7 protein-coding genes are annotated in these 11,014 nt (G+C 73.3%); 3 read left to right on the forward strand and 4 right to left on the reverse strand.

Going from position 1 to position 11,014, the window contains the following annotated elements:
- Positions 1-232: 232 nt before the first annotated feature.
- From DWB77_RS22620 to DWB77_RS22630, 3 genes are read right to left on the reverse strand one after another with little or no spacing between them, the layout of a single operon-like run.
- A complete protein-coding gene (locus DWB77_RS22620) occupies positions 233-1,687 on the reverse strand; it encodes a DUF2079 domain-containing protein (protein WP_428985138.1) in 1,455 nt (484 codons plus the stop codon).
- A 17-nt stretch (positions 1,688-1,704) separates the two neighbouring features.
- Positions 1,705-2,214 (reverse strand): hypothetical protein, encoded by a 510-nt coding sequence (locus DWB77_RS22625; protein WP_120722985.1) that lies wholly within the window; start codon positions 2,212-2,214, stop codon positions 1,705-1,707.
- Entirely contained in the window at positions 2,207-2,698 is a 492-nt protein-coding gene (locus DWB77_RS22630) for a SigE family RNA polymerase sigma factor (RefSeq protein WP_120722986.1), read from the reverse strand. Before DWB77_RS22630 ends, DWB77_RS22625 begins: the two co-directional genes overlap by 8 nt.
- A gap of 944 nt (positions 2,699-3,642) precedes the next feature.
- Between DWB77_RS22630 and mfd the strand changes: the two genes are divergently transcribed.
- On the forward strand, positions 3,643-7,176 hold the full coding sequence (mfd, locus tag DWB77_RS22635; RefSeq protein WP_120722987.1) for a transcription-repair coupling factor: 3,534 nt from the start codon (positions 3,643-3,645) through the stop codon (positions 7,174-7,176).
- Positions 7,177-7,279: 103 nt separating this feature from the next.
- Positions 7,280-7,957, forward strand: a complete 678-nt coding sequence (locus tag DWB77_RS22640) for an HNH endonuclease family protein (RefSeq protein ID WP_120722988.1) — start codon at positions 7,280-7,282, stop codon at positions 7,955-7,957.
- A gap of 28 nt (positions 7,958-7,985) precedes the next feature.
- Here DWB77_RS22640 and DWB77_RS22645 read toward each other — a convergent pair whose 3' ends face one another.
- The gene (locus tag DWB77_RS22645; RefSeq protein WP_120722989.1) at positions 7,986-8,693 is read right to left on the reverse strand and encodes a hypothetical protein; all 708 of its coding nucleotides are present in this window, start codon (positions 8,691-8,693) and stop codon (positions 7,986-7,988) included.
- A 198-nt stretch (positions 8,694-8,891) separates the two neighbouring features.
- Here DWB77_RS22645 and DWB77_RS22650 point away from each other — a divergent pair, with 198 nt between their 5' ends.
- The gene (locus DWB77_RS22650; RefSeq protein WP_174248607.1) at positions 8,892-11,009 is read left to right on the forward strand and encodes an N-6 DNA methylase; all 2,118 of its coding nucleotides are present in this window, start codon (positions 8,892-8,894) and stop codon (positions 11,007-11,009) included.
- Positions 11,010-11,014 lie beyond the last annotated feature (5 nt).

The raw sequence follows: 11,014 nt of genomic DNA on the forward strand, positions 1-11,014 counted from the left end.
CGGCGGATCTGGTCGCCGTCGGGGTGCCTTGGCCTTGTGGTGCTGGTGAGCGGGGGGCTGGTGCGTCCAGCTGCAAGGCGGAGGAGGGCGGCGACGCGGAGCGTCGGCAACCGACGACAACGCCGCAGATGGGCGTGCCAGCCCCCCGCGTCCTAGACAAGATCCGCCGGACAGGCCCTAGAGCCGCCAGAGCTGAGGGCCGCCGGAGCTGGGGCCCTCAGAGCTGGGGCCGTCAGGGGTGGGGCCCGAGTTCGAGCAGGACGTAACCCCCTGCCACCCCGGTGACCGTGTAGACGGCGCCGGGGTGCAGGGTCGTCGCGTACTGGACGGGATCGCCGGCCCAGCCGTCGGAGTTGTCGATGGCGATGTAGCGCGGGAGCACCGGGCGGGCGGCGCCCACCCAGAAGACCCGGCAGCGGGAGGTGAGGCGGGCGATGGGCCCGATGTCCGCCTCCACGGTCGCCCCGTCCGGAATCCGAGCCAACAGCCCCTCCACGGCGGCCACTTGAGGGCTCTTGCGGTACGTGTCGTGCTCGGTCAGGGCGGCCAATGGCAGCGAGGGCGTCAGGGCGAGGGCGGCCGCGGCGGCGCAGGCGGGCAGAGCCCGGGCGTACGAGCGCAACCACGGGCGGGGGCTGGTGCGCGCGGTGGCCACCGCGTCGGCCAGGGCCAGCGCGAGGACCGGCATCAGGACCGCGCTGTAGTGCCAATCCGTCGACCAGTAGTGGTCGTCGAAGGAGAGGAAGCGCCAGCCGAGGGTGGGCAGCGCGACGAGCAGCAGCGGGGAGCGCAGCGCGAGGAGGCCGGTGGTGGGGACGAGCGTCCACAGCAGGGTGCGGACCTTGACGTCCCAGGCGGCCAGCGGGCCCCCGCCGCCGCCCATCTTGCTCCAGTAGTCGTAGCCGACCCCGGAGTTGAACGCGGGTATCACCACGGTGAGGGTGATCAGCGTGGCCACCGTGCCGAACGCCGCCACGAGCATCGCCCGGCGCACCGCCCCGGGGGAGGTCCGGCGGGCGCGCACCGCGACCACGACGGCGAGCGCGGCCGTCGTGAGACCGAGGTCCTCCTTCACCAGGGTCAGCGGCAGCGCGTACAGCAGGGCCGCCCGCCACCGCCCGCGCACCACGGCCTCCAGGCCGAAGGCGATCAGCGGGACGGCGAAGCAGATCTCGTGGAAGTCGAAGTCGACGGCGCGCTGGATGCCCCAGGAGAGTCCGAACGCGGCGCCGATCGCGAGCCCGGGCCCACGCCCGAGCAGCCGCGCCGCGGCGCGGGTCACCGGGATCGCGGCCAGGGCGAACAGGGCGGCCTGGGCGACGAGCAGGGTCACCGGCGTCGGGAACAGCCGGTAGGCCGGGGCGAGCAGGGCGGTCACCGGGCTGAAGTGGTCCCCGAGGACGTTGGCGCCCGGCCCCTTCAGATCGGCGACCGGCGCCTGGAGATGGGCGTAGGCGCGGACCACCTGCTCGAAGATCCCCAGGTCCCAGGAGCGCGTCTCCATCCGGCGGTACCGCAGGACGCTGAGGGTGGTGTACGCGGCGAAGAGTGCGGCGGCGAGCAGATACGGGTCGGCGGCCGGCCGCGACCGTATGTGTGGGGGCGCCGCACGGCCCCCGTCCGCCCGCGGCCCCTCGCCACCCGTACGGGCGGCGGTGTCGGGCAGGGCGAGGAGAACTCCGGACACGGGCGGTGCTCCTTGGTTCAGCGGGCGGGGGTGGTCGGGGTGACGGAGGAGCCGGAGCGGGGAGAGAAGGAGGGGGGAAGGCCGGAGGGGGTCGCGGTGATGCTGTCCGCGGATGCCGACGCCGACGAGGACCCCGACGAGGACGCCGACGCCGGTGCCGACCCCGACCCCGACCCCGACCCTGACGAGCTGGGGAAGGAGGGGCTGGGGCGCAGCGACGGCGGGCCCGAGCCGTCCCCCGGCGACGGCGAGCCGTTGGTCGGCACGGAGGCGGGCGGCACCGGGTCGCCCTGCTGGAGCCGCAGGCCGAGCGCGGCGCCGGATCCCGCGAGCAGACACACCGCGCAGGCGGCGAGCGCGGCCAGGTTGCGCCGCCGGCGCCGCAGTCCGCGGGCGGTCACGTGGCCGGCGGGCTCGGGCGCGGCGGCGCGGGCGGCCGTGTCGGCGGCCCGCTTCAGGGCGCGGGCCAGGGACTCCTCGGCCCGGCCGTTCCGGTCGTCCCGGTCGTCCCGGTGGGGGTCAGACACCGTGTTCCTCCTCCAGGAGACGGGGCGCGAGGGCGGCCCGGGCGCGCGACAGGTGCGTCTTGACGGTGCCGGCGGAGATGCCGGTCTCGTGGGCGACCTGGTCCACGCTCAGGTCGCACACGTAGTGCAGTACGGCGACCCGGCGCTGGCGGTCGGAGAGCTCTCGCAGGGCGTCGATCAGGGCGACGGTGCCGGGGTCCGGGGCGGGGGCCTCGGTGGTGTGGGCCCGGCTGTGGCGGCGCCAGGCCTCCGTGGCGCGGCGGCCCCTGCGCCAGCGGCTCACGGCGAGTCGCCAGGCGGTGGTGCGCACCCAGGCGTCCGGGCCCGCGCCCGCGTCCAGCCTCGCGCGGCGGGTCCAGGCCCTCACGAAGGCCTCCTGGACTACGTCCTGGGCCTCGTGGAGGTCGCCGGTCATCAGGTACACCTGGCCGACCAGCGGTTTCACGGAGTGCGTGTAGAACTCCTCGAACTCGGCGTCGGTCAATGCGGCTCCTGTGGCTGAACGGTCTTCACGGGGTATACGCCCCGAACCCTCCCCCCGGTTGACACCACCCCCCAACTTTCTCCCCCGGCCCCCTGGGGCTCCGCCCCAGCCCCCGGCCCTTTTGCCCACCCACCCGTGACGGGGTTGGATGGCCCGGGCCTCCTGGGGCTCCGCCCCAGACCCCAACGCGTTCGCCCACCCACCCGCCCGTAGGCGCAGGGTTGGACGGCCCGGCCCTCCTGGGGCTCCGCCCCAGACCCCGTTCGCGCCTGAACGGCGCTCGTCCTCAATCTCCCCCAAGGCCTTAAGGGCCAGGGGGGACCCCCATGACAGGCTGAGGTGGCCGATGCGGCCCAGCACCGAGTAGCTAGGGGCGCGGGGAACTGCGCGCCCAGCCACGCACGGCTCGCAGACGAAAACGGGTTTGAAGGGGCGCGAGGAACTGCGCGAGTAGCGACCACGGTCCGCACACGACCGAGGGTTCAGGGGCGCGGGGAACTGCGCGAGAAGCGAGCACGGTCCGCAGATCCGAGAGGGTTTTGGGCGCGCGAGGAACTGCGCGAGACGCGGGCACGGTCCGCACATGACCGAGGGTTTAGGGGCGCGGGGAACTGCGCGAGACGTGGGCACGGTCCGCGGACGAAGACGGGTATTGGGGGCGCGGGGAACTGCGCGACCAGCCACGCACGGTCCGCGGGCGGAGACGGGTTTTCAGGGGCGCGGGGAACCCCGCGGGCGGGCGCCCCGGTGCGAGGGGCGAGGAGGGGTTGGGGGCGGGGGCCCCGCGTGCGGGCACCCCCGGTGAGGGGGAGGGCACCCCCGGTGCGGGGGAGGGGGTGGGGATGCGGAGGCGGGTGGGGGTGGGGCGTCGTACGCTGGGAGCCCCGGCCCGTACGACGTGTCGGGCGCTTCGCGTTGCCCACTCCCCGGGATGGATGCCCTTCATGAGCCTGCACGGTCTGCTGGATGCCGTCGTACGAGACCCCGCGCTCGCCGAAGCGGTGAGGGCCGCCACCGACGGCCACCGGATGCACCTCGACCTGGTCGGCCCCCCCGCCGCCCGCCCCTTCGCGATCGCCGCGCTGGCGCGTGACGCGGGCCGCTCCGTGCTCGCGGTGACCGCCACCGGCCGCGAGGCCGAGGACCTGGCGGCCGCCCTGCGCTCGATGCTGCCGGCCGAGGAGATCGTGGAGTACCCGTCCTGGGAGACGCTGCCGCACGAACGCCTCTCGCCGCGCAGCGACACCGTGGGCCGGCGCCTCGCCGTGCTGCGCCGGCTGTCCCACCCCAGCAAGGACGACCCGTCCGCCGGGCCCGTGAGCGTCGTCGTCGCGCCCATCCGCTCCGTACTGCAACCGCAGGTCAAGGGGCTCGGGGATCTGGAGCCCGTCTCGCTGCGGACCGGGCAGTCCGCGGATCTGAACGAGATCGTGGAGGGGCTCGCCGCCGCCGCGTACGCCCGGGTCGAACTCGTCGAGAAGCGAGGGGAGTTCGCGGTCCGGGGCGGGATCCTCGATGTGTTCCCGCCCACCGAGGAGCACCCGCTGCGGGTGGAGTTCTGGGGCGACGACGTCGAGGAGATCCGGTACTTCAAGGTCGCCGACCAGCGTTCCCTGGAGGTCGCCGAGCACGGACTGTGGGCGCCGCCCTGCCGTGAGCTGCTGCTCACCGACGAGGTGCGCACCCGCGCGGCGGCCCTCGCCGAGCAGCACCCCGAGCTCGGCGAGCTCCTCGGCAAGATCGCCGAGGGGATCGCGGTGGAGGGCATGGAGTCCCTCGCGCCGGTCCTCGTCGACGAGATGGAGCTGCTCATCGACGTGCTGCCGCAGGGTTCGATGGCCGTGGTGTGCGACCCGGAGCGGGTGCGGACGCGAGCCGCGGACCTGGTCGCCACCAGCCAGGAGTTCCTCCAGGCGTCCTGGGCGGCGAGCGCGGGCGGGGGAGAGGCGCCCATCGACGTGGACGCGGCCTCCCTGTGGGGCATCGCCGACGTACGCGACCGGGCCCGTGAGCTGAACATGATGTGGTGGTCGGTGTCGCCGTTCGCCGCCGATGACGCCGACCTGGATGACGAAACCCTCAAGCTGGGCATGCACGCCCCCGAGGCCTACCGCGGTGACATCCAGCGGGCGCTCGCCGACACCAAGCAGTGGCTGGCCGACGGCTGGCGCACGGTGTATGTGACGGCCGGTCACGGCCCGGCGTCGCGCACCGTCGAGGTGCTCGGCGGCGAGGGCATCGCGGCCCGGCTCGACGCGGAGATCGACGAGCTGACCCCTTCGGTGGTCCAGGTGACGTGCGGCGCCATCGACTTCGGCTTCGTGGATCCCGCGCTGGGGCTCGCGGTCCTGACCGAGACCGACCTCACCGGCCAGCGCTCCGCCACCAAGGACCTGGGCCGGATGCCGGCCCGCCGCCGCAAGACCATCGACCCGCTCACCCTGGAGGTGGGCGACTACATCGTGCACGAGCAGCACGGTGTGGGCCGCTACATCGAGATGGTGCAGCGCACCGTGCAGAACGCGACCCGCGAGTACCTGCTGGTCGAGTACGCGCCCGCCAAGCGCGGGCAGCCCGGCGACCGGCTCTACATCCCCACCGACCAGCTGGAGCAGGTGACCAAGTACGTCGGCGGCGAGGCCCCGACGCTGCACCGGCTCGGTGGCGCCGACTGGACCAAGACCAAGGCGCGCGCGAAGAAGGCCGTCAAGGAGATCGCCGCCGACCTGATCCGGCTCTACAGCGCCCGCATGGCGGCGCCCGGCCACGCGTTCGGCGCCGACACGCCCTGGCAGCGCGAGCTGGAGGACGCCTTCCCGTACACGGAGACCCCCGATCAGCTGTCCACGATCGCCGAGGTCAAGGAGGACATGGAGAAGACGGTCCCGATGGACCGGCTGATCTGTGGCGACGTGGGCTACGGAAAGACCGAGATCGCGGTGCGCGCCGCGTTCAAGGCCGTACAGGACGGCAAGCAGGTCGCCGTTCTGGTGCCGACGACACTCCTGGTGCAGCAGCACTTCGGCACCTTCACCGAGCGCTACGCCCAATTCCCGGTCGTGGTGCGGGCGTTGAGCCGCTTCCAGAGCGACACCGAGGCGAAGGCGACCCTTGAGGGCTTGAAGGACGGGTCGGTCGACCTCGTCATCGGCACGCACCGGCTGTTCTCCTCGGAGACCAAGTTCAAGGACCTGGGCCTGGTCATCGTCGACGAGGAGCAGCGTTTCGGCGTCGAGCACAAGGAGCAGCTGAAGAAGCTGCGCGCCAACGTGGACGTCCTGACGATGTCCGCGACGCCCATTCCCCGTACGCTCGAAATGGCCGTGACGGGCATTCGCGAGATGTCGACGATCACCACCCCGCCGGAGGAGCGCCACCCCGTCCTGACCTTCGTCGGGCCGTACGAGGAGAAGCAGATCGGCGCCGCCGTCCGGCGTGAGCTGCTGCGCGAGGGTCAGGTCTTCTACATCCACAACCGGGTCGAGTCCATCGACCGGGCCGCGGCCCGGCTGCGCGAGATCGTGCCCGAGGCGCGCATCCAGATCGCGCACGGGCAGATGGGCGAGAGCCAGCTGGAGCAGGTCGTCGTCGACTTCTGGGAGAAGAAGTTCGACGTGCTGGTCTCCACGACGATCGTCGAGTCGGGCATCGACATCTCCAACGCCAACACCCTCATCGTGGAGCGCGGCGACAACTTCGGCCTCTCCCAGCTGCACCAGTTGCGCGGCCGGGTGGGCCGGGGCCGCGACCGCGGTTACGCCTACTTCCTGTATCCGCCGGAGAAGCCGCTGACCGAGACGGCGCACGAGCGGCTCGCCACGATCGCCCAGCACACCGAGATGGGCGCGGGCATGTATGTGGCGATGAAGGACCTGGAGATCCGGGGCGCGGGCAACCTCCTCGGCGGCGAGCAGTCGGGGCACATCGCGGGCGTCGGTTTCGACCTGTACGTCCGCATGGTCGGCGAGGCGGTCGCCGACTACCGGGCGCAGATGGAGGGCGGCGAGCAGGAGGAGGCGCCGCTGGAGGTCAAGATCGAGCTGCCGGTCGACGCGCACGTCCCGCACGACTACGCGCCGGGCGAGCGGCTGCGCCTCCAGGCCTATCGGGCGATCGCCGCGGCCAACTCCGAGGAGGACGTCAAGGCGGTGCGCGAGGAGCTCACCGACCGGTACGGCAAGCTGCCCGAGCCGGTCGAGAACCTGCTCCTGGTCGCGGGCCTGAGGATGCTGGCCCGGGCCTGCGGGGTCGGGGAGATCGTGCTCCAGGGGCCCAACATCCGGTTCGCTCCGGTGGAGTTGAGGGAGTCGCAGGAGCTGCGTCTCAAGCGCCTGCACCCCCGTACGGTCATCAAGGCGGCCACCCGGCAGATCCTGGTGCCGCGCCCGACCGCGGGGAAGATCGGCGGCAAGCCGGTGGTCGGGCGGGAACTGCTGGCCTGGACGGGTGAGTTCCTCACCACGATCCTGGGGTCCTGAAGCGTGGCGGTCTGTCTCGGGGGCTTTTTGTCCGGCGGTGGGCCGGGTAGGAGTACCTAGGATTGCGAGGTTCCGCCAACTGCTGCCAGGACGGCCCGCTTTGATGCGTATCTATCGAACTGCCCTGCCCGCGACCGCCCTCGCGGCCTCGCTCGTGCTCACCGGCTGCGGGGGTGACGGCGCCGGGAAGGGCGGTGCGCCCGGGCCGAAGGGCGCGGCCGGGTCCGCGCTGTCCGCGGTGGACGCGCTGCCCGTCAAGGGGCGGGCGCCGAAGACCGGGTACAGCCGGGACCAGTTCGGCAAGGGCTGGACGGACACCGATCACAACGGCTGTGAGACCCGCGAGGACATACTCAAGCGGGACCTGGTGGACGTGAAGCTGAAGGACAAGTGCGACATCGCGTCCGGCCGGCTCGTCCACGACCCGTACACCGGGGAGTCCATCACGTTCACCCGGGGTGCCAGCAAGATCGACATCGATCATGTGGTGGCGCTGTCGGACGCGTGGCAGAAGGGCGCCCAGCAGTGGGACAGGCAGAAGCGGGCCGCGTTCGCCAACGATCCGCTGAACCTGATCGCCGTCGACGCGAGCGCCAACCGCCGCAAGAGCGACGGCGACGCGGCGACCTGGCTGCCGCCGTACAAGGCGTACCGCTGTACGTATGTGGCGGATCAGGTGGCGGTGAAGAAGAAGTACGGCGTGTGGCTGACCGATGCCGAGAAGGCCGCCATGAAGACGGTCCTTGACGGCTGTCCCGACCAGAAGCTCCCGGCGGGCTGAGCCGCCGGGGAGCCGAAGGGTGGCCGGCTCAGCCGGCGGTGATGGCGGACTTCGGCGGGGCGACCGCGTGGACGGGCTTGTCGAAGTCGGAGAAGGCGAGGGTGCCGGGGCTGTCGCCGCCCACGGTGACCATCTTCAGGAGGTAGGGCTTGCCCGTGGTCGCCACGTCGATGGTGTAGCTCTCGTTGCCGTCCTTCTCGGTGAGCACGAGTGCGGGCCGCCCGTCGACGGTGGTGGTCGCGCCCTTGGTGGCCGCGTTGTCCTGGCCGGGATCGGTCAGGTAGTCGTTCAGGTCGCAGACCGAGGCGAGGTCCTTGCCGTTGGCGGACGTCGTGTCCGACTTGCTCCAGGTGTGGGTGTTGGCCTGGTGCATATAGACCGTCTTGCCGGTCTTGATGAGGCTGACGGCGTCCTTGCCCGACCCGATGGTGCCGGTGCAGTCGCCCTTGGTGTCCATCAGCAGATCGAGCTTGGTGGGGCCGTCGGTGGCGTCGGCTATGTCCGCCTTGAGCCGCAGCGAGGAGGCCTGACGGTTCGCCTTCACCGCGTCCGTGAACACCTGGCCGGCGGTGCGGTCGGCGAAGGGGCCCTTCGGCTTGGCGGGAGCGGCCGGGCTGGAGGCGGCGGGCGAGTTCTTGGCCGACGCCGTGGGGGAGCCCGAGCTCGAACAGGCCGTCAGGGCCGTGGTGGCGCAGACGAACAGGACGCTGGCGGTGGCTGTGGTGCGGCGGCGCATGGCGTGAACTCCCCCTGGGGGCGGTAGAGCGGGGTGGGGCGGGCGCGCCGGCAGGTGGCGAGCCCGGGCACATCAGAGCAGACGCCTGTGAACCGAGTCAACCTCGTTCACGTGAATCTCCTTGTTCACGACGTGAATAGGGCGCTCCGGCCCGGGTTCGATAGGGTCGGCCTCCAGCGCACGAGGGGAGCAGTACAGGTGCCGGACCAAGCAGTAGAGGTGACCGCCGCCGCCATCGCCCGGCTCGCGGGGGTGGGCCGCGCGGCCGTCAGCAACTGGCGCCGCAGACATGCCGACTTCCCCAAGCCCGTCGGCGGCACCGAGACCAGCCCCTCCTTCGCCCTCCATGACGTCGAGCGATGGCTGCGCGAGCAGGGCAAGGTGGCCGAGGTCCCGCTGCGCGAACGGATCTGGCAACAGCTCTCCGCCCACCCCGCGGGCGCCCTCACCGCCCTGGTACACGCGGGCTGCGCCCTCCTCGTCGTACGCGAACGACCCACCGCCTGGCGGGAGTTGGCGGCCCTCGACGACACGGAACTCACCGCGCGGCTGCCGGCGCTGATCGAAGAGGTGCTCGGGGAGCGGTTCGGGCAGGCGGGCCCCGCGCCGCATCGGGGAGGGCGGGGACAGGGCCGCCCACCGGGGGATCGCGGTGTTCACAGTCGCTCTGTGAACACTCCCGGCGTCGCCGATCTCGCCCCCTCCGTCCCCCTGGTGCGCGGCGCTGCCGAACTCGCCGGGGAGGTGGGCGCCCGGGAGGCCTTCGAGTTCCTGCTCGGACGCCACCTCGACGCCAACCCCCGCCAGTACACGCTCACTCCGCGGGGCCCCGCCGAGCTGATGGCCGCCCTCGCCGGACCCGCGGCCACCGTCCTCGACCCGGCCTGCGGCACCGGCACCCTGTTGTGCGCGCTGCCCGATGCCGGCGCCCTGCATGCCCAGGACGCCGACCCCGACCTCGCCGCCCTCACCGGACTCCGGCTCGCCCTGGCCGGCACCGCCGACGTGCGCGCCGCGGCCGCCGACTCGCTGCGCGCGGACGCCTTCGAGCACCTCGCCGCCGACGCCGTGCTGTGCCACCCGCCGTTCAACGAGCGGTCCTGGGGCCATGACGAACTCGCCTACGACCCGCGCTGGGAGTACGGCCTGCCCGCCCGCACCGAGTCCGAACTCGCCTGGGTGCAGCACGCGTTGGCCCGGCTGCGCGAGGGCGGCACCGCCGTGCTCCTGATGCCGCCCGCGGCCGCCTCCCGCCGCTCGGGGCGCCGCGTCCGCGCCGACCTGCTGCGCCGCGGCGCGCTGCGCGCGGTCGTCGCGCTGCCCGCCGGGGCCGCGCCCCCGTACGGCATCCCCCTGCACCTGTGGGTGCTGCGCCGGCCGGGCGCCGCCACCGCGGGCGGTGCGCCCGAGCTGCTCCTCGTCGACACCGCGGGCATCGAGGGCGTCGCGGTCGACGGCGGCCGCGACCGGCTGCCCTGGCCCGCCCTGCGCTCGGCGGTGCTCGACGCCTGGACGCCCTTCGACCGGGACGGCACGGTCGCCGAACGGGCCGGGCTCAGCCGGTCGGTGCCGGTCATCGACCTCCTCGACGACGACGTCGACCTCTCCCCGGCCCGCCATCTGCCGCCGCCCGCCGCCGAGGGCGCCGCCGCCCTCGACGCCATACGCGAACGTCTCGACGCCGCCCTGCGGCGCACCACCGAGCTGACCCCGCCGCCCGCCGCGCCCGCGCCCCCCTCCGGCCCGGCCGCCCACCGCCGGCTCACCACCGTCGGCGAACTCGCCCGCGCGGGCGCCCTGGTGCTGCGGCCGGGCGGCGCGGGCGCCGGCCCCGACGGTCCCCCCGTCCTCACCGAACACGACGTCCTGGCCGGCACCGCGCCCTCGGGGGCCCTGCCCGAAGGGCCCGCCGAGGAGCCGGTGCTGACCCGGGCGGGCGACGTCGTGGTGCCCGTGCTCGGCGGCGGCACGGTCGCCCGGGTCGTGAGCGAGGCCGACGCGGGCGCGGCCCTCGGCCGCAACCTCCAACTGCTGCGGCCCGAACCGGACGCCCTGGACCCGTGGTTCCTCGCCGGATTCCTGCGCGGCACCGCCAACAACCGCCAGGCCAGCAGCTATGCCACCACCGCCTCCCGGCTCGACGTGCGCCGACTGCACCTGCCCCGGCTGGCGCTGGCCGAACAGCGCCGCTACGGGGAACGGTTCCGGGCGCTCGCCGCATTCGAGGACGCGCTGCGGCTCGCGGGACGCCTCGGCGAGCAGCTCGTCCAGGGCCTGCACGACGGTCTGACGGACGGCACGGTCGAGCCGGAGTGACGCCG

The organism is Streptomyces hundungensis, from assembly GCF_003627815.1.
GTDB classification, from domain to species: Bacteria; Actinomycetota; Actinomycetes; order Streptomycetales; family Streptomycetaceae; genus Streptomyces; species Streptomyces hundungensis_A.